This window comes from Methylobacterium gregans, from assembly GCF_022179245.1.
Taxonomy (GTDB): Bacteria; Pseudomonadota; Alphaproteobacteria; order Rhizobiales; family Beijerinckiaceae; genus Methylobacterium; species Methylobacterium gregans.
In genome coordinates this window covers 67,709-87,456 of record NZ_BPQM01000052.1, presented here as the reverse complement: position 1 = coordinate 87,456, position 19,748 = coordinate 67,709, and the positions used below count along the sequence as shown (strand labels likewise).

23 protein-coding genes and 1 pseudogene are annotated in these 19,748 nt (G+C 66.4%); 11 read left to right on the top strand and 13 right to left on the bottom strand.

What is annotated here, in order from left to right; translation table 11 throughout:
- Positions 1–192 precede the first annotated feature (192 nt).
- Together MFF54_RS11750 and MFF54_RS11745 are read right to left on the bottom strand one after the other, a co-directional pair.
- Positions 193–1,092 carry an SGNH/GDSL hydrolase family protein gene (locus MFF54_RS11750; RefSeq protein WP_238303013.1) on the bottom strand — a complete coding sequence of 300 codons (900 nt, stop codon included), beginning with the start codon at positions 1,090–1,092 and terminating at the stop codon, positions 193–195.
- Positions 1,093–1,416: 324 nt separating this feature from the next.
- On the bottom strand, positions 1,417–1,635 hold the full coding sequence (locus MFF54_RS11745) for a hypothetical protein (protein ID WP_238303011.1): 219 nt from the start codon (positions 1,633–1,635) through the stop codon (positions 1,417–1,419).
- Positions 1,636–3,085: 1,450 nt separating this feature from the next.
- Between MFF54_RS11745 and MFF54_RS11740 the strand changes: the two genes are divergently transcribed.
- The gene (locus tag MFF54_RS11740; protein WP_238303009.1) at positions 3,086–3,463 is read left to right on the top strand and encodes a hypothetical protein; all 378 of its coding nucleotides are present in this window, start codon (positions 3,086–3,088) and stop codon (positions 3,461–3,463) included.
- A gap of 40 nt (positions 3,464–3,503) precedes the next feature.
- Complete coding sequence (locus MFF54_RS11735; RefSeq protein WP_238303007.1) at positions 3,504–4,100, top strand: hypothetical protein; 597 nt, start codon at positions 3,504–3,506, stop codon at positions 4,098–4,100.
- Positions 4,101–4,121: 21 nt separating this feature from the next.
- Here the strand turns inward: MFF54_RS11735 and MFF54_RS11730 are convergent.
- Together MFF54_RS11730 and MFF54_RS11725 are read right to left on the bottom strand one after the other, a co-directional pair.
- Positions 4,122–4,475: pseudogene (locus MFF54_RS11730) on the bottom strand (MmcQ/YjbR family DNA-binding protein); the annotation flags it as partial.
- A gap of 58 nt (positions 4,476–4,533) precedes the next feature.
- Positions 4,534–5,190, bottom strand: coding sequence for an SOS response-associated peptidase (locus MFF54_RS11725; protein WP_238303005.1), 657 nt, complete (start codon positions 5,188–5,190; stop codon positions 4,534–4,536).
- Positions 5,191–5,344: 154 nt separating this feature from the next.
- Here MFF54_RS11725 and MFF54_RS11720 point away from each other — a divergent pair, with 154 nt between their 5' ends.
- The 3 genes from MFF54_RS11720 (at position 5,345) to MFF54_RS11710 (ending at position 6,831) form a co-directional block, all read left to right on the top strand.
- Entirely contained in the window at positions 5,345–5,590 is a 246-nt protein-coding gene (locus tag MFF54_RS11720; RefSeq protein WP_238303004.1) for a DUF6894 family protein, read from the top strand.
- A gap of 63 nt (positions 5,591–5,653) precedes the next feature.
- Complete coding sequence (locus tag MFF54_RS11715) at positions 5,654–6,490, top strand: 2-keto-4-pentenoate hydratase (protein ID WP_238303003.1); 837 nt, start codon at positions 5,654–5,656, stop codon at positions 6,488–6,490.
- A gap of 104 nt (positions 6,491–6,594) precedes the next feature.
- Positions 6,595–6,831, top strand: a complete 237-nt coding sequence (locus MFF54_RS11710; protein ID WP_238303002.1) for a hypothetical protein — start codon at positions 6,595–6,597, stop codon at positions 6,829–6,831.
- Between the two features lie 272 nt (positions 6,832–7,103).
- On the opposite strand, the gene MFF54_RS11705 is transcribed toward MFF54_RS11710, so the two are convergent.
- The 3 genes from MFF54_RS11705 to MFF54_RS11695 form a co-directional block, all read right to left on the bottom strand.
- A complete protein-coding gene (locus tag MFF54_RS11705) occupies positions 7,104–7,886 on the bottom strand; it encodes a DJ-1/PfpI family protein (protein ID WP_238303001.1) in 783 nt (260 codons plus the stop codon).
- Between the two features lie 11 nt (positions 7,887–7,897).
- Positions 7,898–9,016: an FAD-binding domain-containing protein gene (locus MFF54_RS11700; RefSeq protein WP_238303000.1), complete on the bottom strand. Its 1,119-nt coding sequence runs from the start codon at positions 9,014–9,016 to the stop codon at positions 7,898–7,900.
- A gap of 156 nt (positions 9,017–9,172) precedes the next feature.
- A complete protein-coding gene (locus MFF54_RS11695; protein ID WP_238302999.1) occupies positions 9,173–9,625 on the bottom strand; it encodes a hypothetical protein in 453 nt (150 codons plus the stop codon).
- 270 nt (positions 9,626–9,895) lie between these two features.
- Here MFF54_RS11695 and MFF54_RS11690 point away from each other — a divergent pair, with 270 nt between their 5' ends.
- Complete coding sequence (locus MFF54_RS11690) at positions 9,896–10,528, top strand: hypothetical protein (RefSeq protein ID WP_238302998.1); 633 nt, start codon at positions 9,896–9,898, stop codon at positions 10,526–10,528.
- Positions 10,529–10,639: 111 nt separating this feature from the next.
- Here the strand turns inward: MFF54_RS11690 and MFF54_RS11685 are convergent, their stop codons facing one another.
- Together MFF54_RS11685 and MFF54_RS11680 are read right to left on the bottom strand one after the other, a co-directional pair.
- Entirely contained in the window at positions 10,640–11,257 is a 618-nt protein-coding gene (locus MFF54_RS11685) for an FUSC family protein (RefSeq protein ID WP_238302996.1), read from the bottom strand.
- Between the two features lie 419 nt (positions 11,258–11,676).
- Positions 11,677–11,892: a hypothetical protein gene (locus MFF54_RS11680; protein WP_238302994.1), complete on the bottom strand. Its 216-nt coding sequence runs from the start codon at positions 11,890–11,892 to the stop codon at positions 11,677–11,679.
- 266 nt (positions 11,893–12,158) lie between these two features.
- On the opposite strand from MFF54_RS11680, the gene MFF54_RS11675 reads away from it, so the two are divergent.
- Together MFF54_RS11675 and MFF54_RS11670 are read left to right on the top strand one after the other, a co-directional pair.
- Positions 12,159–13,220: an ion channel gene (locus MFF54_RS11675; protein ID WP_238302992.1), complete on the top strand. Its 1,062-nt coding sequence runs from the start codon at positions 12,159–12,161 to the stop codon at positions 13,218–13,220.
- 207 nt (positions 13,221–13,427) lie between these two features.
- A complete protein-coding gene (locus MFF54_RS11670; RefSeq protein WP_238302990.1) occupies positions 13,428–13,871 on the top strand; it encodes a hypothetical protein in 444 nt (147 codons plus the stop codon).
- Positions 13,872–14,582: 711 nt separating this feature from the next.
- Here MFF54_RS11670 and MFF54_RS11665 read toward each other — a convergent pair.
- From MFF54_RS11665 to MFF54_RS11655, 3 genes are all read right to left on the bottom strand, one after another.
- Positions 14,583–14,933: a pentapeptide repeat-containing protein gene (locus MFF54_RS11665; RefSeq protein WP_238302988.1), complete on the bottom strand. Its 351-nt coding sequence runs from the start codon at positions 14,931–14,933 to the stop codon at positions 14,583–14,585.
- 38 nt (positions 14,934–14,971) lie between these two features.
- A complete protein-coding gene (locus MFF54_RS11660) occupies positions 14,972–15,847 on the bottom strand; it encodes a Brp/Blh family beta-carotene 15,15'-dioxygenase (protein ID WP_238302987.1) in 876 nt (291 codons plus the stop codon).
- Between the two features lie 95 nt (positions 15,848–15,942).
- On the bottom strand, positions 15,943–16,695 hold the full coding sequence (locus MFF54_RS11655) for a bacteriorhodopsin (protein ID WP_238302985.1): 753 nt from the start codon (positions 16,693–16,695) through the stop codon (positions 15,943–15,945).
- Between the two features lie 434 nt (positions 16,696–17,129).
- Between MFF54_RS11655 and MFF54_RS11650 the strand changes: the two genes are divergently transcribed.
- Positions 17,130–17,447 carry a hypothetical protein gene (locus tag MFF54_RS11650; protein WP_238302983.1) on the top strand — a complete coding sequence of 106 codons (318 nt, stop codon included), beginning with the start codon at positions 17,130–17,132 and terminating at the stop codon, positions 17,445–17,447.
- A 394-nt stretch (positions 17,448–17,841) separates the two neighbouring features.
- Positions 17,842–18,597 carry a L,D-transpeptidase gene (locus MFF54_RS11645; protein ID WP_238302981.1) on the top strand — a complete coding sequence of 252 codons (756 nt, stop codon included), beginning with the start codon at positions 17,842–17,844 and terminating at the stop codon, positions 18,595–18,597.
- 17 nt (positions 18,598–18,614) lie between these two features.
- On the opposite strand, the gene MFF54_RS11640 is transcribed toward MFF54_RS11645, so the two are convergent.
- Entirely contained in the window at positions 18,615–18,986 is a 372-nt protein-coding gene (locus MFF54_RS11640) for an energy transducer TonB (RefSeq protein WP_238302979.1), read from the bottom strand.
- Between the two features lie 325 nt (positions 18,987–19,311).
- Between MFF54_RS11640 and MFF54_RS11635 the strand changes: the two genes are divergently transcribed.
- Complete coding sequence (locus MFF54_RS11635) at positions 19,312–19,680, top strand: septal ring lytic transglycosylase RlpA family protein (RefSeq protein WP_238302977.1); 369 nt, start codon at positions 19,312–19,314, stop codon at positions 19,678–19,680.
- Positions 19,681–19,748: the final 68 nt, after the last annotated feature.

Here is a 19,748-nt window from a genome sequence, read left to right as displayed (position 1 = left end):
TCAAACTGGCGGTGAAGGGTTAAAGCCCGAATCGTTGCCCCGCCGCAGTCTTTCCGCGGGAGATGCAGGTACAAAAAGCCCGCCGCGGCGAGGCCGGGCGGGCTGAGTCTCGGGAGGAAACGCCCGCCGAAGCGGGGCACACGAAGCGCTTAGCAGTTGGTATGCCAGAAGCCGAGTGCGCTTCGGCACCTGTCACCGGACCGTCATCAGCGCCGCCAACTCGGCGGCCACGCTGTCGTAGTCGCGCAGGTGCACGCCATCGGGCGGAGCAGCCTGCGTGGTCAAGCCGGGCTCGCCGTTGCGGAGGCCTGCGAACGGATCGAAGAATCGACAAGAGAACCGACGTCCGCGCTGCTCACAGAGGCTGCGCAAAGCCGCCGTGTAGGTGTCGACCGCAGCCGGATCGCGGATCGCTGCCGCCTCCGGGCCGAGTGGTGGCACGGCGGCGACCAGCACCCTGTCCGCGTGCGCGCAGAGCCAGTCGAGGATACGAACCGCAGCAGCCTCGAACCCGCTCCGGGTTGCCTCCGACAGCGGATCTGCCCGACGCAGGATGTCGTTGGTGCCGACGAACAGCACGGCGGTGCCGGCCCGAGCACCGAACACTAACGCGTCGAGCTGCGCTGCGTAGCCGCGGGCCGAGGTGCCACCGATCCCACCGTTGACCACGGGCATCCACCGGGCGAGGGCGGTTCCGACGATCTCCGCGTGTGAGTTGCCGGCCAGGAACACGAACCCGGACGTTGCCTCCGCCAGCGCGGCTCGGATCGCCGGCAGGCGCCGGTCGAGGTGCTCCCGGGCTAATCGTAGGTTTCGCTGCGCCTGATCTTCGGCGCTGACCGCCGTGGTGGCGGCACAGGCAGCGCTGGCAGCGCCCGCAAGAAAGCCTCGGCGCGTCCCCCGACGCGATAGAAGCCGAGCGCAGCGATCGCCGGAGCTGTTCATCTGCCTTCCCGAGTTGCCAAACGCAGGAATTGGGGGAGTGATGCGCAGGAAAGTGCGCGGCGTTGCCAAAAACGCATCATCCTGCTTGTGCGAAAAGGAAGGGGCGTCTACAAGCGCGGGCCCGGACAGAAAAAAGGCCACTCCCATACAGGAGCGGCCCGAAAGTCTAGGGAGGAAACGCCCAGAAAGGGCAGTCGTGCCCGCGACGCCATCGCGTGCTCGACGGGGATCAATGTATCCCGTGCAGCGCAGCAAACAAGGCCGCAAGGCTCTCGCGTCGCACAAATTCGCTCGCTCAAGAACGACTGCGTGTGCCTGCGCACATCAGCGTCGCCGCTCCCCGCCTGCCCCCGATCCCAGGCATGCCTTCAGCTGCCGGTAGATGGCACGGTAGCGATGGGCCGACGTTGCCGCCTGTGAGGCCCGCCGCTGTCCCTCAGCGGCGGGCCTTCTGCGTCGATCGACAGCCCATCAGCGGGCGGTGGCCTCGGCGACGATCCGCGCAGCGGCCGGAGCGGCGGGCACCAGGCGCGGCGTGGTGGTCAGCTCGGACGCCGGCCGTACGGCCGCCGTGGCGCGAGCCTGATCGCGGTAGAGCGTGGGCGTGAGGTCGATGCGCTCGTCGGCCATCGCGCCGCCCGCCATCGTGGCGGCACCGAGGGCGGCGAGGATGAAGGGGCGAAGGGTCATGGTGCTGATCTTTCTCGTTCGGCAGGGCCGACGCCCTGTGTCGAGAGATCATGTGCGCCGCACTGCACCATCATTCAAACAGATGCGGTCGATTGCACGTATCGATCTGGTCAATGATATGGTTCGACCTTCATCTCTGGGGTGTGGATTCTAAGCCGTAAAACAGCTCGACCACGGCGCGCGTGGCTACCGCAGGACCAGCGCTGCAGGGGGAAGAAGGACCGACTCGCGTGCGGCCAGCTCGGCGGACCGGCTTGCCGGTGCACCTGCTACGCTGGTTGTGGCTGTGGCCTAGGGGCCGAAGCGGAGCAGCACAAGCATAAAGGCGAAACTCCGATGCCATCTCTCGGCCGGCCGCAATCGGCCTGGCCACCACATGTTAATGCTTCATTTACTTAGAATTCGGTAAGAACTTTTAAGAACCCGTAAACCTGGTATGACTTGCCTTGGGTCGGAGCAAGTTATTCAGATGCAAAGCTTTTCCTTCCGATACGGGACCAAGCTCCGGATCGAGGTCGATACGTTCGGTGTGTACGTCGTAGCCGGCGGGCGAGAGTTTTTTTGGCAGGCTGGGCTCGGGCTGCGGAACTTGACCCTCTGCAGCGCACCAGATCGAGCGATGGTCGTGATCGGCGCCTGAAGCGGAGAGCGAGAGGGCGTGCATTCCGCGCGATCTCGCAGCCATGGACGACAAGCTCGCGATGACTGACGCAGCGTCCGAGATTCTGACCCTGGAGCCGGCCGCCATCGCGGAATACCAGCGAAGCGCTCGGCTCTTGGCGCGGTCCTGAACGCTCTTATCGGCGCAGGATCGGCCAGCCGGACGGCAGGCACGAAAGCCGAGGCTGACCTTTGCCTGCCCATCGAGACGGTGACGACTTTTTAGGATGGCCCCTCGCGGCCCGGTGCAGGTGAAGATCAGAGGCCGCTTGGATGAACCACTCGGCGATGCTGGTGGTCGCCGGCCCCTCAAGAGTGGGGGTGAGATGGTAGCGAGGGAGGGACCCGACGCCAACCGCCTGCAATCGAGCGAAATCAGACACTTACGGCTGCGCGATAGTTGCTGTTTGTACCACTATTTTGTACCGCTCAGCAACATCCGGCTTGACCAAATCACGTCAACCCTTACCGCGGCGGATCTAATCCTCTGTCTTCACAACGCTCTTCAATGGCGGCCTCCTGTACCGGAGGAAGGCGCAACGCCGAAGATGTCATAATAGGCGGGCCCGGCGCACCTGCATCCATGAGAGAACTGGCGGATGCCTCCGCCGATACGAGGTTATTGCTGAAAGCCGTTCTGAGCGGCTCCAGCACCCTCGTCGTCTCGGAGGGTGTTTGGGTGTCAGAGCGGCCGAGCGTATTCCACCTCCAAAATGCTGCTGCGATCAGAGGCGCTTCAATCGAAACCGGGCTCGATGCGCCATGTGCTGCGAGGTCCAGGGCCGTCAGCATGGACTCGATGAATCACTCATCGATGGATCTTCTGCAGGCGGTGCTCGATGCGGCGTTCGCAGGCGGCGCGCACCTCGCTTACACCGACGGCGCGCTTCGGCGCTTCACCGGTACGCACTGGGCTCCCCTGTCCGATGCAGAGCTTGGCGGCGTGGTCTTGCACCGCTTGTCGCTCGAAGCCAGCACAAACCGAGTCGGGCAGCGAAGCCGCACAATCATCCGCGAGGTGATCGAGCTTCTGAAAATGCATCGGGCGACTGGTGCTGATCGCTCTCGCCTCGACGAGCCGCGCCCCGTCATCAATGTCGCCAACGGCGAATTGTGGCGGTTACCGGGATTCAGCGCAGGCGGCGGAAGCTTTGCGTGGGCGAAGTGACGAGCAGTGGGGGACAGCGGGCTCAGCCTTTGTTCGCTCCATGCAGAAAAACGTTGCTGGCGACGAGCAACGCTTCCGGGCCCGCCTCGCACATGGGCTCGCCCACCACCGCGAGCAAATGAGCGGCTTGATCACTGAGCCTCGTGTGCAGAAGTGCTTCGCGCTCGTCGCGGTAGCGGGCCGGCTTGCACGGCGCTGGGGCGTCCTGCCGAAACGATGGGGGAGCCTCGTCGCAGCCGCCCAGGCGGTGGCTCGGGAAGCCTTGAGCGATGTGCCAATGCGACAGGACCCGCAAGCTGCGATCCGCGCCTATGTCGAGCAGCACCGCGCAAATCTCGTCGAGGTCGCCAGCCTATCCCACCGCCTAGGGCAAGCCGAATTTGAGTCCGCCTGCGGCTTCCTGAGACGCACGGGCGGCCGTCAGGAGTTGCTGATTCCGGCCGCACGTTTTCAGGCAGCCTTTCCCGATCACGAAGCGATGATGCGAGTGTTACGAGCCTCCGGTGCAGCGCAGACCGAGGCAGGACGCAAGCCGAAGCTGACGATCAAAACCCCAAGGGCGATCTGCGGTACGGGACGCGTCTACTGCATCCGCCTATCCGCGGAGCAAAGCGGAACTTCGACCGCGCCTGTGTGAGATCACCCGGCGACCCTGCTCCGGATCAAGCGCAAGCCCTTCGTAGCGGGCGACGAGGCTTGGCGGGGCGACCGTCCTCCACGCCGACAGCAAGGCATCGCGCAGCGTTTCCTCCTCCGCTGCATAGAGATCGAGGCTCGTCCAGCCGCGGCTGCCCCAGTTGCCCGGCACCGGCTCGAAGGCGTCTGGCTCTGCGTCGATCAACTCAGCCTGCACCTCGGGCGTCAGCTTGACCACGACGCGCTGCTCGTCCGTCCAGAGGGTTGCGTAGATTCGGCCGCCGACGCGGAAATCAGGGTGGCCCTGGTGCGCGCCCTCAACCGTCTCGGGCAGCATCAACGCCAGCGCGCGCACGTCTTCGGGGAGGCAGGGCATCGCCCCTGATAGCACGCACCTCGCGCTGCCGGACCGTCGGCTGCGCGGTCTGACGGCGTCAGCGAGCGGCCTCGTCCTTGCGCTCGCCGCGAGCAACCTCCTGCATCAGGTTGTCGGGCAGGGGGCGTTGTAGCCGCAGCGCCTCATCGGTCGGCGCCTCGAGCCATGTGGCGCACTCCTCAGGCGTCGTGAGCAGCACTGGCATCGCCTTCGGATGCACCGGCCCGACGACCCCGTTCGCCTCGGTGGTGAGAAACGAGAACAGGCGATGCTCCTCCTCGACCCGCTCGGGGTTCTCCGCCTTCGTGCCGCGTACGCCGGTCCAGGGGCGCCAGATGCCCGCGAAGGCGAACAGCGGCCGCGCCTCGCCGAGGGCGAACCACACCGGCGTCTTGCGCGGCCGGGTGTCGGCGTACTCGCTGAAGGCGGTCACCGGCACGAGGCAGCGGTGCTCAGGCTTGAGCCAGGGCCGCCAGTGCGGGCTCTTCACGTTGCGCACGTTGGTGACCGGGTGCTCGCCGAAGGCTTTCGGACCCGGGATGCCCCAGCGCATCAGTGTCAGCGGGCGCCCTTCAGCCTCCTGCCGCACAACCGGGGCGCGCTGGTCAGGGAAGATCGCGGGCAGCGCGGGCAGGTTGCCGGTCTCGTCGCGGGTGACCGCGAACCAACGACGGATCTCCTCGGGCGTCGCGGTCAGGCTGTAGAGATTGCACATCGCCGCTCAGTCCCCAGGCAGGTCGGTTGTTCAAACCTGGGTGTAACGCTCTGGCGCCGCAGCCCGCCGCTTGCAGTTTTCCACCGCCTGCCCCCAGATTGGAACGAAAGGCGAACTCGCGCCCTTGTCACTCGGCTCGGAGGATCGGCGTACCATGGCCCGCTACCGCTTCCACGCGACGAACGGTTTGGAGTGCGTGTTCGACGCGCGCGGCAAAGACATCCGCGTGCCGGAGCGGTTGGTGCGCCGGGCCGATGAGGTCGCCCAGGAGGTGATGCGCAGCCTCGATGATCGGGCGGACTGGTCGGATTGGCATGTCAGCGTGCACGATCTGAGCGGCCGGCGCGTTCTGGTGCAGCCGTTTGTGTCGGGTGCCGGAGACCACGCTCGCGTCGCGTGAGGCACGCCAGGGGGCTGCCCGAGGTTAGGTCATCGCCTGCGTGAGGCGTGGTAGGACGGCGGCATGAGCCTCGCCCCGCCCCAGACCATCGAACCCTTTGCCAGCGCCGCCGCGAACATCCTGGCGGCCTCGGATCAGCGGCAGCCTATTGCGCCGCTCACCGAGCAGAATGAGTCGTTCAGCCTCGGCGGCGCCTACCGAGTCACTGCCGAGATCCGACGCCTGCGCGAGGCGCGCGGCGAGCGGGTGGTCGGCCGCAAGATCGGCTTCACCAACACCACGATCTGGAACGCCTACAACGTCGCGGCGCCGATCTGGGGCTACGTCTACGACACGACCCTGCACCAGCTCGCGGACTTCGCCGGTCCGGCCTCGCTCGCGTCCTTCGTCGAGCCGCGCATCGAGCCCGAGATCGTGTTCGGGCTGGCCCGAGCCCCGGAGCTGGGCATGGACGAGCGGGCACTGCTCGCCTGCCTCGCTTGGGTCGCACCGGGCTTCGAGGTCGTGCAGTCGCTCTTCCCCGGCTGGCGCTTCCGCGCACCCGACACGGTCGCGGCGTTCGGCCTGCACGGCGCGCTCTTTCTCGGCGAGCCCGTAGCGGTGACGCGCGACAGCGAGGCCGTGTGGCTTGAGGCGCTGGGACGCTTCGAGATCCAGGTTCGGCGCGAGGGTGCCGTCGTCGAGACCGGGCGCGCCGCGAACGTGCTGCGCGGCGGTCCCCTGGCGGCGCTGCGGCACTTGGTCGAGGTGTTGGCCGGCGATCCGGCTAGCCCGGTGCTCGCCGTGGGCGAGGTCGTGACGACCGGCACCCTCACGGACGCCTACCCGATCCGGGTCGGGGAGACGTGGGATACCCGAATCGCCGGACTGCCGCTCACCGACATCCGTCTCGCGTTCTGACCCACCTGGGCGCCGCGGATCTAGGGCTAGGCGCTACTCGTCGGAGCACCGGTCTCGTCACGTAAAGGCTCCTTGGTGGAACCCCACCATCGAAGGAGCTGACCATGACCAGACTGCAGCAATATCGTATCCGCCGCGCCAGACAGCGCACGTCGCAGGAACGACTGGAAGCGGCTTTGGATGCTGTCATCCCGAGCCTGGAGCTCCCGCCTTCCGAGGCTTTCCAGGCAGTGCTCGCCTACGCCATCGACGGCCTCGTGGCGCAAGGCACGGTGTACCAGAAGCAGCAGGCGCTCCGGCTGGTGTCGGACGCACTCACCAAGCGAGGCATCATCGGGTGAGAAGCGTGCCCCGGACGCCGACCGGCGTCCGGGGCTGCATGGACGATTGGTGGGCTACCAAGACACGATGAGTCGCCCGAGCCGGTCGGCGATCCACCGGCACCGCCCCAGGCAGCCGGGGGCGATCCACCCCCTAAGCTGGCGACACCGCCCGTGAAAGTTGGTCGCTCGGACGCGCTGACGAAGGAGGGCGACGCGGGCGACAAGCTCGGCGACTTCACCTGACGCGACGGCACCACTGCTCGGCAGGACCGATCGCCCGGAGCAAGCGGCTAACGGGGGCGACTCGCCGTTGCTGCTGCTCGCGCCCCAGCGACAAGATCGCCAAGGATTGCAAGGGCCTCGCGGGTGATCGCCGGTCCCGCCATGGCTGGGCTGCCCGCCGCGAAGGGCGGCTGCAACGCGTACTCTGCGACGAGCTGGGCGGTTCGCGCATAATCGTCACCTCGCAGGCGGGCGGCGAGCGCGAGGGCGAAGTCGAGCCCGGCCGAGATGCCCGACGCGGTGACACGGTTGCGGTCGAACACCACACGCTCATCGACCGGGATCGCGCCGAGGAGGGGCAGCACGGTGTCGCGCACGCACCAGTGCGAGGTCGCGCGGTATCCATCGAGCAGTCCGGCGGCGCCGAGGATCAGCGAGCCGGTGCAGACGCTCGTGATCCAACGCGCCCGGCCCGCGCGGTCCCGCAGGAAGGCGAGCATAGCGGCGTCGCGCATCTGGGCAGGGGTGCCGTCGCCGCCGGGCACGAACAGCACATCGAGATCGGTAGGGCAGTCGGCAAAGCTCGTCGTGGCGAGCAGGCTGAGGCCGGTGTCGCTCGGCACGGGGCCGGGCGCCCGAGCGACGAGACGGAGGCTGCCGGGCGCGAGGCCCGCGAGCAAGCCTTGCGGGCCGACCACGTCGAGGGCCGTCATGCCCGGATAGAGCAGCATGGCGATGCGTACCGGCCGCGCTGTCGCTGTCAGAGTCGGCGCTTCGCGGGCTTGGGCATAACGAGGCAGAAGGCTCGCGGCCACCAGGGCGGCCGCACCGACCTCGCGACGGCTCACCATGACCGGTCTCCCTAGGCCGCGACGGCGTCGAGGATGCGCGGGATAGCCGTGCGCAGCTTGAAGAATCCGCGCGTCGCGCGCGGCCAGCTCGCCTCGTCCCAGCTTCGCCGCAGCCGCAGGATTCCGGCCGGCAGGGCCGCGGCGCTCGGCCCGACCGGCGCCCAGGCGCTGACCACCGGCAGGTCGCCCGACCAGCCGGCGTATGCCGGTCCGGCGGGGCAGGAGAAGTGCGCCCCCGCTCGGGCCAGGGCGTCCGCCATCGCCGCCGCATCGGCTGCCTGCACCGCGCCGCTCGCGCCCGGTGCAGGGGCGAGCAGGCCGCCGACCCGCCTCACGCAAGCGGGGTCGAGCGGCAGACTTTCCGGGTGCAGATCGTCGAGATGGAGCAGCAGGGCGACCGGGCGGGCGGGCACGGGATCGGCGGGCGCCAGCGGCACCGCGGGGGCGATCTCGGCCTCGCTCAGCGGCATGGCCCGCTCATCGAGTCCGGTCGGATCGAAGCGGCCGTCGGTGTAGCGCCGGATGTTCTCGGCCCGGGCGAGGTAGTGCTTGCCGCGCGTGTGCAGCCCGGCCACCCAGCGCCAGGACAGCGTGTTCGAGGCCGGGTCGCCGTCGAGCAGGTGGCGCAGGAAGAAGGCCGCACCGAGCGCCCAGGGCAGGTGCAGGGTGAAGATCCAGATCGAGGCGAACCACATCCGCGCGTGGTTGTGCAGCCAGCCGGTCTCGACGAGTTCGCGCGCCCAGTCGTCGAAGCCCTCGATGCCAGTCTGTCCCTCGACGGCTCGCTCGTAGGTGCGGCGCAACCCGGACGCGGCGGCGAGCTGCTGCTCGCCCTCGGCGACGAGGCGGAGGTAGTCGGACCAGATCGCCGGGTGGGTCTCGAGGTAGCCCTTGAAGTAGGCCCGCCAGAACATCTCCGATACGAACTTGTCCGCGCCCGCGCCGTGCGTGTCGCGGGCCGCGGCGACGACCTCCTGCTCCGTGATCAATCGGCGGCGCAGGTAGGGTGAGAGCGCCGAGGTCGTCGTTTCCGTATACGGACCGGGTGCGGTGTTGCGCTCCGCCGCGTAGCGTTGCCCGAGCCGGTCGATGACGGCGGCGAGGCGGGCGAGTCCGGCCTCTCGGGTCATGATGAAAGTACGATCCATGGCGCTCAGGTAGAGCGACACCGGCCCGCGCTCACGCCCTGCGACCCCGCGGCCGTCCGAAAGAGGCGCGGCGATGCACGGGCCAGAACGGCCTCTGACGCGACCGTAAGTCTGCGGGCTTGTAACGAAGCCTCGAAATCAGGATTTGGAAGACGGCTTCTTGAGGGGCTCGGCGGCTTTGATGCTGCCTGTCTCGGTGATGCGATCACGCGCGGCCTGCTCCAGACGTTTTTTGGAGACACCGAGCTCCTTTTGTGCGGCTGCAAGCTGTGCCTTGACGGCTTCACGCGCCGAAAAGGTCTGACGTAGCTCCTCACGAAGCGCGCCGAGCTTGCCCTCCGTGGTGGTCAGAAGCTCGGCATTGACTTGCTCCGCGCGCTGGATCCGCGCCTCTAAGCCGTCGCGTTCGCTGCGAGCGACACGCATCTGCTCGGTCAGACCGCGCGTCTCAGCGGACTTGCCGATGTACGCGCCCCATCCTGAGAGGGCACAGGCGCCCAGGATCAACGGCAGCACGGCGGCCCGACGCGGTCTCCAGGCCATAACGGCCCGGTGGTCCCAGCGTTGCCCCGTAAGCAGGGAATGCATCATCGCTCTCGCCTTCGCTGCTTCAGAGCCGGTCAGCTGGCCTCAACGGCTCGTGCCCCGCGCATCGAGTAAGAGGGTTATAGAGTTAACATCGACTTACGAGGGCTCGAACACGACCCACGTCTTCTGGCGAGCGCAACCGCGCTTGATCTATTGGCGGACGTCTTTTCGCCGGCGGTGAATGGCATGGGCCTTTCGCCCAGGTGACGCGTTTCTGCCATGCGGGGACCAAACTCGACCCCTAGGGGCGGCACCGGTTCATCGAGGGTCCGTATGCTCGTCAGAAGCCTTATAGCCGCTGCCCTGCTCGCGGCGCCCGCGGTCGCGCAGGACTACAATCGGGCGGACCTCGTTCGCGGCCTATGCCAGCCGAATGGCTGCGATGAGTTCAGGATCGTCGCCATCGAGCCGGTGCGCGCAGGTGCAGAGGGCAGTCTCAAGCGCCTGCGCGTCCAAACCTTCCATGCCAGCTACAGCGGTCGCGAGGCACGTGGCGAGGAGACCAGCTACGTCTACTGCTCGCCCACCAAGCCCGCCGTCGTGGCTCAGAAGGGTGAGCGGACGGTCGGCATCCTTCTGGCGCCTTTCGCCACCGAGGACAGCCGTGAGACCATGCGCGGCTTCACGACTTTCGGGGCGATCTACTTCGCAGGCTGCCACGGTTTGGAGGCCAGCCGCAGGGCGGCACGCGATCTGCGCGCCACGGCACAATCGCTCGGGTACCGCGTCGCGGCCACGCGCTCGCAGGTGGTGAATCTCAAGCGCGCCGAGGACCTCCTTGGACCTGCTGCGGCCGCCCCTGCGCCGGGCGCCACGAGCCCGGCGCAGAAGCCCCCGCCCAGCCCTTCCGAGAAGCGCGAAGTCGAGCCCGAACTGCTACCGCCCGGGGAACTGCCAGAGGGCTGAGTGGGAATCTCCGGCCGTCACGCTGCGGCCAAGTCTGTCGGTGACCACGCGGTTGCTCAGCGCCTCGGCCTCGCGACGCAGCACGGAATGGTTGGTCTGCCGTCCGACCGGTTAGACCTTGATACCCAGCCTCTTGTTGATCCGGGTGACCACCCACACGGTGCTGATGGCGGCGCAGACACCCCAACTGACCTCGAACACGCGCGAGGCTAGCATCTGCTGGGCGGTGCCCACGTGGGGTACCAAGAGGATGATCGTAGCCGTGATGGCCGAGAGGCGCGCCGCACTGGCGACACGCGCGAGCCAGCAGGCGACGATCGAGAGCAGCACGGCGCCCGCGTAGCTCGGAAGATTCTGCCCGACGGCAAGGTAGACGCAGAGCCCGATCACGCCACCGATGGCGGCCCCGACGAACTGATCGCGTGCCACCGAGCGTGCGGCAGCAAACTCGGTTTGTGCGACCGCCAGGGCCGTAATGGCGGCCCAGAAGCCCTCTCGCAATCCGAGAGCCTGCGTGGGCAGGTAGGCGACGATGGCGGCGATGGCGGACATCACACCATGCGCTGAACCGCGAGCAAGCCGGCGTCCGAAGGGCAGTTGCTTCTGCAAGCGGGCAAGCTGGTCCCTGAGACGTTCGATCCGTGAGCGGTTCCGTTCGAGGCGCTGCTGTTCCCCTGCCACCTCACGCTGAGAGGCGGCCTGCGTGTCGCTCGATGCATCCTGTTCCACCTGTGCTCCCGCAACGCTGCTCAAATGCCTGATGGGCGATAGAGCGGTGCCAGATCTCCGCCCACGATGCCCGAAACCTTGGGCGAGTAGATCGCTCCCTGGCTGGCGCTCGCTGGAGCGTGTGCTGTATCCGCGGGCCGTCAGCGCGCCCGCTATGACCGCGAAGGTAGCAGCCTCCCTGAGCTTGGCTGATCCGTATCGATCTGCGCCCTGCAAGCCCGGCCGTACTGGTTTGGCCGCCGCGCACCGAGCGGGTGCTGATACCGGCAGGTCTGGGTCAGCTGGACGTAGACCTCGTAGACGCAGGCGTGCTGCCCGAAGCGGTGCCGCAGGCGGTCGAGGTCGTAGTGGCCACGTCGTCCGCAGGGCGTACACTCGATGATGAGGCGACGCCCCCGGAGATCGCACAGACGCTCCATCTAGCGACCGCCGCCGTCATGGCGACCACGAACGTACCCGTATGAGATCAGCCGGTCACGGCGCAGCGAGCGCCGCTCGGCCTCGGCCAGATCCGTGAGCGCATCCTCGACGGCGCGCACGAGCGCGGCCCAGGCGTTGCCGCCGCTTGCAACCCGATACGCGTGAGCGATGCGCTCTGCCTCCGTCGGCTCAGTTTCGGTCGCACGGTCCAACATCCTCAGCCTCAGCGGATCGAACAAAACATGAACATGCTGCTCCGGCGGCTCGGGTCAACGCTGGGGATGGAGGCTGTGGAAACGGTGGATAACACGCATCGGCCACTTGGCGGCGCGCATCCAATGGCGGGCCTAGTTCATGTGGCAGACGAACGATTAGGGCCGGCTAAGGCCCCGGCTTAGCTGTTCGCGGAGAAGGTGACCTCACCTTGATGGCGCGCACACGGCGATCCCGAATGCGACCGCTGCGGTTTCGCCGGAGCGTGGTGCGCGACCTGCGCAATCGCATTCGCTTCGCGCTTGTCGGGCTGTTGATCCTGATCGGCCTGCACGTCGTCTCGATGGTCGCCTTCGAGCATCTCAGCCTCGGCGAGGCGATCTGGCTGACCTTCACCACCATCACCACGACCGGCTACGGCGACTTCTCGGCCAAGACGACGGCAGGGCGCGCCGCCACCATCGTGCTGATCTACCTCTCGGGCATCTTCCTGTTGACGCAGGCAGGCAGCGCCTTCTTCGAGTTCAGGATCCTGCGGCGCGAGCGCAAGCGGCGGGGCGAGTGGAGGTGGGATATGCGCGACCACATCGTCTTCGTGAACGCCCCCGCGGACGAGCCCGGCGACTACCTTCGGCGGCTCCTCGACCAGTTGCACCGCTCGCACGCCAACTACGCCAGCGTACCCTCCCTCATCCTGACGGAAGCCTTCCCTGACGGGCTGCCGCCGGATCTCGAGGACGACCCGCTCATCGTTCAGCTAAAGGGCCGCTTCGACGACCCCGCGGCGCTCGAGGCGGCAGGTGTCGATCAGGCTCGTGTGCTGGTCATCCTGGCCGAGCAGGAAGGCGACCGGCTCTCCGACAGCCGCACCTTCGACATCATCCACCGCCTACGGGAGCGCGGCATCACTGCCCGCATCGTCGCGGAATGCGTGGACGACCTCAACCGCGAGCGCCTGAAGCGTGCGGGCGCGTCCGCCATCGTGCGCCCACTGCGCGGCTACCCCGAGATGATTGTTCGCGCCATCGTCGCGCCCGGGACCGAATGGATCATCGAGCGGCTGTTCTCCAGTGAGGGCGACGAGTGCCTCCGCTTCGACGTGAAGGTGGATGGCCTGACGTGGTCCCGGATCGTGCTGGCCGTGCTCGAGGCGAACTTCGGAACCCCTGTCGGCTATGCGGATGCCCAGGGCCAGCCGCACAGCAATCCTCCGCCAGACACCACGATCTCGGCCGAGGCGCTCTTCATTCTCGTGGACGAGACACAGAAGCCGACTGCAGCGGCATTGCAAAAACTGCTTAGCGGTTTGGTAGCGCCGCACGCGGGATAGGCACCCCCTACTTGCAGACCAGACCTAGTACTCAAGCCCTGTTGCTGTGCCATCTGTTGCCCAGCGCAACGGTTTCCTTTTGACCCCGAACAGCCCTAGCCCATCGGACTGATCTGGGCATTCAAGGGTTGAATGCTACGTTTGCGCTATGGCCACTGACATCCTCGCGGCCTGTGCCGAGTGCACTGGCCTCCGGGATCAGCGAGGATGCGCGGAACCGGCCGCGAGTACCGGCGTGCGTCGAACGGGATGTTCAGGAGAGGTGAGACGTGGCCCTGCCCCCGGGGCTCGCGCGACGAGTCAAGCGGCTACTGCGGGTTGACGCCCGTAACGGCGCGCGGTCTGTGGGGCCACCCCGCGCTTGCCGCTGAGTATGAGAGCACCGTGACTCAGTTCCTGACGATCAAGGTCTACTGCACGAACATCGGCGATGCGGGCGTGCCCGACATACCTCATCCCAGCGAGGATTTGGACGGAGCCATACAGGCCACGGGTAGCCGCTTAGCGTACAACTTCAAGTCCAAAAAGGGCCCCAAGGGGAAGCCCACGCAGTCGATCCTCGTCAACGACAAGAACCGGATCTTGGCGCGATTCCGCATGACGCCGCAGGGGTTGGAGCGCGTAGAGATCGGAACGGAGTATGCCGACTAGTTGGTAAAACCCGACGCTTAATACAATCAGCGAGGGGATTGTTAATACCCTTCGCTAGCTTTCAAAAGGTTCTCTTTCCGGCTGTTTAGCGAACGACATTCTATAGCTGGAATGACTGAATATCAGCCAGCCCAATTTCGATCGGAGAGTGCTCAGAGAGAGCGTTCCAGCTTATCGGGCGTTTTGATCCAAACTCGCTGTGACCCGAACAGAAGGCTCAAGGCGGTCATTCTCAGTGCGAGCGTCCTGATCAAGCATCGCTTGGACGCTGTCTGAGTGTCTGGGCACTCCAAGCATCCGGGCCAGACCGTCTGCTACCCCTCGACGTACCGCGTCTTCTAGCTCGTGATCGTCTCCCCCGTTCACAACCGTAAAGCTCATACGAACGGCCCTGCGCATTCCTCACCCAGGTTAAACTCGCCAACTGTCGGCGGTTCCAATCTGGCTGGTGCCAATGGTTCGTGAATGAGCCGGTGGCATGATCACTCAGGGTAGATCCTTGCCGGCCCGCTACCGACCCATAGCAGGCCCTGCGAAGGTCCGCTTGCAGCCCACTTTGTCCGGCATAAGATATGACCGGGTGAAGTGGTTTAGTTTGACGCTTGGGTGATCGCTCGGTCGACGTTCACGCGGGCCGACCAATCCTTAGCGCTGTCCTGGCCCTTGCGTTCGATGAGCCGAGCTTCGGTCGGCGCCGCCGAGATTGGCGTCTCAAGCAGTGATGCCGAACATATTGGCACCGACGAGCTTCGCACCAAAGAGGTCGGCCCTGATGAACCAAGCCTGCTCCAGGTTTGCCCCAGTCAGGTCGGCCCCGCTCAGGTTGGTCTTGTCGAGCCGAGCGATACGCAAGTTCGCGCTCTTCAGGTTCAGGCCGGACAGGTCGACACCGGCGAGTGCCTCATCGGAGAGGTCGATGGGTTGGCCATCTGCCTTGGCAATCAGAACCTCGACAGCGGCCCCGGTCATCTCAGCCTTGATCATAGCAGCCGAGCCCATATCACCCCCGAGCAGCAAATCCTGTTCAGCAACGGCCGGGCCGGCAATGAAAGCAGTCAGCATGAAGATTCAAGGCAAGGCGCCGCATCAGTTGGCTCCCATCAAGTGCCGTGCAGGCCAGCGCCCGTGCGGTGTTCGTTGTGCCGGGTCGCGAGGCGGTCGAGAAGGACATGCGGCACCGTCAGAGCCGAGAGGCCCTGCAGGGTGAGCGTCAGGAGTGCGCCGGCTTTGTTGGGCGAGCCGGCGGCATAGAGCGGCCACAGGGCTGCACCGAGGAGCAGCGTCAGAGCAAAGACCGGCAGCGCAGCAACGACGGCCCGCCCCAACGTGTTGATGCCGGGAGCCCGAACCGGGTCGCGGATCAGGGCCCGCATATGGCGCGGGGCGTGGAGGCCGATGAAGTAGAGCGCGAAGGCCGTGAGCGGCGGCAAAAGCCGAAAGGCGGCCACTAAGATCAGGACCTCGGCCAGCACCTCCCACCGGCGCAGGTGCCCGAGGAGCCAGACGACCGCGAGGGCGAGCCAGAGCCAGGCCGCAACGGTCCACCACGCAGGGAGCAGCGGCATCGGCACCCGCGCCACGAGGGCGAACACCTCCGCCGTCTCTTCAGGTCGCAGCAATGCCGGCAAGGCGATCGGGGCTCCACCTCGCACGAGAAGCTCGAAGGGGCGGCCTGGGCCGGCATCCTCTTCGCCAAAATGGAGGATGGAGAGGGCGAGGAAGCCCACCAGGGTCGTCATGGGTGCGGCCTGCCAAGCCAGGAGCACCAGAGCCGAGAGCCCGAGATAGGGCACGGCGAACACCCCGAACCAGGCCCGCCCGTAGCGAGGACGCAACAGAGGCGCTGCCACCGCCCCGTCCAGAGCGCCGTGCGGTACACCCAGCACGATCACCGCCGCCAGGGCTGCGAGCCAGGACGCTTCGCGCGGCAGGGTCGCGGACGCGACGAGGGCGAGCGCTACGAGAGCGCCTGCCACGGGAAGGCGCTTCGCTCCCACCAAGACCGAACGTCGGCGGCTCGCCTCGCTTGATACCCCGAGGGTGGGACCGGATGCGCGAGCCGCCATCCCGGTCAGGCCGCCCGGCGCAGGGGTGCGGCTGGGGTGCGGCCCTCGGCCAGATCACGGTCGACCGCTCGCGTCGTCTCTCGGGTCGCCACGACGCCGTAGGCAACCTTGGCGGTCAGGTCCGAGAGCGCGACCACGCCCAGAGCCATCGCTGGTGACAGGATGCCAAGGCCGTCCTGGCCGACGAGCAGCACGACGGGATAGATGCACCAGACGACGGTGAGGAACACGGCGTTGCGCCGGAAGGCGGACTGCACGTCGGCGCGCTCGGCGGCGTTCTCCTCGCGCAACTGCACGAAGATCCCGTAGAACACGGCCAGGAACGCGCCGCAGGAGATGGCGAACCAAGTCCACTTGATCCAGGCGACCGTCGACAGGCCGAAGGCGAGTGCGGTCACGATCATGATCAGATCGGACCCGATCAGGCCCCAGACGATGGCCGGCCGACGCATTCCCGAATGCATCGCCGTCCGCGAGAGGCCGAGGAGCAGCAGGGGCGTGGTGAAGGTCCAGTCGATGTAGCGGGCGAAGTAGAACTGACGCGCGGCCTCGGCTGCGTCAGGACCCGCGGGCAGGACGATGCTTCCCTGTCCAGTTGCCATGGCGAAGTAGGAGCAGGCCGCGATGATCGGCACGATCCCGTGGATGATCGTATCCGCCTCCTCGGCAGGCGTCCGCCGTTTTCCCATAAACAGGATCGCGGCGGCGCCCGCCGCCATGCCGGCGAAGCCAAGCCAGAGCCAGAGTTGAGGCGTCATCGAAAACTCATCGATCCAGGGGGATGAAAAGCGCGCCTCGATCGTGGCGGCCCCCTGCCCAATCGTTCGTGCTGGCGATCGTTGCTGGGACAGAATTCACGCTTGAGTGATGCAGCCCTGTCGACGCAGTCCGGGCTGAAGCCCCACGCCTGGGCCTCGGGCCGGCGTACCCTGCTGGGCCCGTGTTTGGTGATTTGAGAACTTCCAATCAGAAGCACCAGAAAAGGTCGCTGAACAAAGAGGGGGGCTGAAGGCCAAACGTCCGGTATCAGCCGCAGGGTCAAAGCCCGCTCGCCACCCCATCCGGACCCCGCGGGTGGGTACCGGGCGTCGTACTTCGACCACTAGAACATACCCGCAACTGATCCCAGCTAGAGAGTCACTCAAACATCGGGCGCTGCCGCCTGCCATCGGGTCAGCAGGAGGAGAACGACATGATCACGCAGATCAAGGCGCGCGTAGTGGCGATCACGCTGGTCGCCGGCATGTCGGCACCCGTCCCGGTTCTGGCATGGGGAGTACCGGGATGCGTCAATCTCCCTGAATATGAACGGGCTCTGAGCACGCTTCGTGGCATGACTACCGCCTGCGGCATGAGCGTCGAGGAGGCCAACCGGATCGTAGCTGCTCAGGGCAATCGGCCCGGAGGGCTGTTGGGTCGGCTGCTCGGTGCTCTACCCGAACCCGCAATTGAAGCGGCTCCGGTCTCACCCAGCCTTGGGAGCCGGACGGGGCAGAGCCGCAGCCGCTAATCATCGTCAGCACACGTTGCGGCCTGGGCAGGTGCGCCTTCGCAGCGGCCTTGTACCCGCCGTCGAGTGCGTGCCGCCGCAGATCACCGACCCGACAGGGCGGCATCTTCACGACCTCGACCCCGTACAGGTGCAGGCCTGCCCGCTGATGCCCCCCAGATCGTTTGTAGCGGCCCAGGAGCGGCTTCCAGCGTCATCTGGTGCCTTTTTTGGCGAGATTTACCGCACCCGGCCCCACGTCGCACCGGAGAGCTTCCTATAAGCCAACTTGCGATCACCTGCGCCTGACAGCGTCTCCGGGTCCAGCGCCGGCACGGGATCGCCACCATGTTGGCGCTTGAAGACGCGTATGGTCAAGGTAACCTGGGCCGCAGGTGCGGTCCCGGGGAGATCCATGCGGCTTCTGATGCTTCCCTGCCTTCCGGCCATGCTGACGGCGTTCGTAGCCCACCCAGCCTCGTCAGACGTCCTGATCGGCATCGACAAGGCCAGCCAGCGGATGGTGGTCTCCGTGAATGGGCAGCCGCGCTACACATGGCCGGTCTCGACGGGTGCTGCGGGCTATGACACCCCCAGCGGATCGTTCCGGCCGCTTCGCATGGCGCGTACCCACTTTTCTCGGGAGTGGGACAACGCCCCAATGCCCTACGCGATCTTCTTCACGCCGGACGGGCACGCGATTCATGGGACCAACCACGGACGTCAGCTTGGGCGCCCAGCGTCGCACGGATGTGTGCGGCTCGCGCCGCGACATGCAGCGGCCCTGTTCGCCCTGGTTCAGGTGGAAGGTGTCGCCAGCACGCAGGTGGTCGTGGAGGGCCCAGATGAATCAACGCTGGCCTATCGGGGATCAGGCCCTGGTGTGAATCCCCTGGAGGTACTCCAGCGCTCTGCTCCTGCTCGCTCGAAATGGCGCGTTGAGCCGGCAGCGCTGTCGGGTCAAACCACTCCTCCGTTGCCCATAAGCCCCGCCGGACCGAGCCGCACCGCGTCCGGCGCGTTTGGCAGCGATGTACCAGCGCTCTCGGCCGGACAGGGTGGCGTCGGAACGCCCGAAGCGGCGGCTTCGTCCATCAACAAGGATGCTGTTCTGTCGCGTCTGATGAGCGATGGCACACGAGCCTCCAAGCCGATCTGTTCCGGCTGCTAGAAGCTTGCTCCTGAGGCTCAGCGTTGTCCGGGTAGGGTGAGCGGGAAGCTCAACTCGGTGGTGCCATTGGGCATCAGCGTCTGCGCAGGCGGCGGCGCGAATGGGCCTGCGGCTTTGATAGCAGCAACAGCACGCTCATCAAGGCTGGACGTTCCAGAACCCTTCTCCACCTCTACCGCCAGCACGGAGCCATCCTCGCCGACGCGAACCCGAACCCCGACCACAGCGGAGCGGCCTCCATTCTGCCCCGCTGCACGGGAGCGGTCGGCTGCCTCAATCTTGGCGAGCACGGACGATAGCCAGCGCTTGACCCCAATCGGCGCTGCGGCTTCGCCCGCGCCAACAGAGCCGACTAGGCCAAGGCAGAGGCAGCCCATGAGGAAATCCATGCGAAGGGACATTGAAACCCATCACTGAGATCGTCGGCTCGGCCACTTTTCACCCCTGGGAGCCGAAGGGCCATGGGTCTGAAGGACGATTTCTTCGTGGCACCGAACAACCCTGCCGCAGACTAGGACGGGCAGCAAGGCATAGTGGCAGGACCCTCTCAGCAGGCCAAACGGGCAAGGCCGAGTATCCGCCGATCAGATTGGGTATATCATCCTTCAAGATCGAGGCTAACGCATAGCCGCTCTGCTATATCGCACCGCACCATAGTGCGGTCACATTCCGAGGCATTTTGCCGGCCCATCGAATAACAACGGGAATGCAGGCATGATCTCGGGTGCTCGACTTGCTCTATTCGCTCTTGCCGCAGCCGCCTGTGTGACAGCGTCCGGTGTCGAGGCGCGTTCGGCAGTGCGGGCTCAAGCTGGCGTCGCCTCGTGGTACGGTCCCGGCTTCCACGGCCGGACGACCGCTAATGGCGAGCGCTTCAACACTCATGCGCTCACCGCGGCCCACCGCACGCTGCCCTTCGGCACGAAGGTGCGCGTGACGAACAACAGCAACGGCCGTTCCGTTGTGGTGCGGATCAACGACCGTGGACCGTATGCCGGCGGGCGCGTGATCGACCTTTCCAACGCTTCGGCCCGATCCATCGGCCTCTCCGGTCTCGCGAAGGTCAGCCTAGCGCGCATGTAAGGTGAAGCCTTTCACCCTCGTTGCATGCGGCACGAGCGCCGGAGCGATATGACAGGAACCACCCACCT

Excerpts from the sequence above, each read along its gene's own strand:
- MFF54_RS11750 (WP_238303013.1), bottom strand. The coding sequence starts at position 1,092 with ATGGGAGTGGCCTTTTTTCTGTCCGGGCCCGCGCTTGTAGACGCCCCT.
- MFF54_RS11745 (WP_238303011.1), bottom strand. The coding sequence starts at position 1,635 with ATGACCCTTCGCCCCTTCATCCTCGCCGCCCTCGGTGCCGCCACGATG.
- MFF54_RS11740 (WP_238303009.1), top strand. The coding sequence starts at position 3,086 with ATGGACTCGATGAATCACTCATCGATGGATCTTCTGCAGGCGGTGCTC.
- MFF54_RS11735 (WP_238303007.1), top strand. The coding sequence starts at position 3,504 with ATGCAGAAAAACGTTGCTGGCGACGAGCAACGCTTCCGGGCCCGCCTC.
- MFF54_RS11725 (WP_238303005.1), bottom strand. The coding sequence starts at position 5,190 with ATGTGCAATCTCTACAGCCTGACCGCGACGCCCGAGGAGATCCGTCGT.
- MFF54_RS11720 (WP_238303004.1), top strand. The coding sequence starts at position 5,345 with ATGGCCCGCTACCGCTTCCACGCGACGAACGGTTTGGAGTGCGTGTTC.
- MFF54_RS11715 (WP_238303003.1), top strand. The coding sequence starts at position 5,654 with ATGAGCCTCGCCCCGCCCCAGACCATCGAACCCTTTGCCAGCGCCGCC.
- MFF54_RS11710 (WP_238303002.1), top strand. The coding sequence starts at position 6,595 with ATGACCAGACTGCAGCAATATCGTATCCGCCGCGCCAGACAGCGCACG.
- MFF54_RS11705 (WP_238303001.1), bottom strand. The coding sequence starts at position 7,886 with ATGGTGAGCCGTCGCGAGGTCGGTGCGGCCGCCCTGGTGGCCGCGAGC.
- MFF54_RS11700 (WP_238303000.1), bottom strand. The coding sequence starts at position 9,016 with ATGACCCGAGAGGCCGGACTCGCCCGCCTCGCCGCCGTCATCGACCGG.
- MFF54_RS11695 (WP_238302999.1), bottom strand. The coding sequence starts at position 9,625 with ATGATGCATTCCCTGCTTACGGGGCAACGCTGGGACCACCGGGCCGTT.
- MFF54_RS11690 (WP_238302998.1), top strand. The coding sequence starts at position 9,896 with ATGCTCGTCAGAAGCCTTATAGCCGCTGCCCTGCTCGCGGCGCCCGCG.
- MFF54_RS11680 (WP_238302994.1), bottom strand. The coding sequence starts at position 11,892 with ATGTTGGACCGTGCGACCGAAACTGAGCCGACGGAGGCAGAGCGCATC.
- MFF54_RS11670 (WP_238302990.1), top strand. The coding sequence starts at position 13,428 with ATGCGCGGAACCGGCCGCGAGTACCGGCGTGCGTCGAACGGGATGTTC.
- MFF54_RS11665 (WP_238302988.1), bottom strand. The coding sequence starts at position 14,933 with ATGCTGACTGCTTTCATTGCCGGCCCGGCCGTTGCTGAACAGGATTTG.
- MFF54_RS11655 (WP_238302985.1), bottom strand. The coding sequence starts at position 16,695 with ATGACGCCTCAACTCTGGCTCTGGCTTGGCTTCGCCGGCATGGCGGCG.
- MFF54_RS11650 (WP_238302983.1), top strand. The coding sequence starts at position 17,130 with ATGATCACGCAGATCAAGGCGCGCGTAGTGGCGATCACGCTGGTCGCC.
- MFF54_RS11645 (WP_238302981.1), top strand. The coding sequence starts at position 17,842 with ATGCGGCTTCTGATGCTTCCCTGCCTTCCGGCCATGCTGACGGCGTTC.
- MFF54_RS11640 (WP_238302979.1), bottom strand. The coding sequence starts at position 18,986 with ATGGATTTCCTCATGGGCTGCCTCTGCCTTGGCCTAGTCGGCTCTGTT.
- MFF54_RS11635 (WP_238302977.1), top strand. The coding sequence starts at position 19,312 with ATGATCTCGGGTGCTCGACTTGCTCTATTCGCTCTTGCCGCAGCCGCC.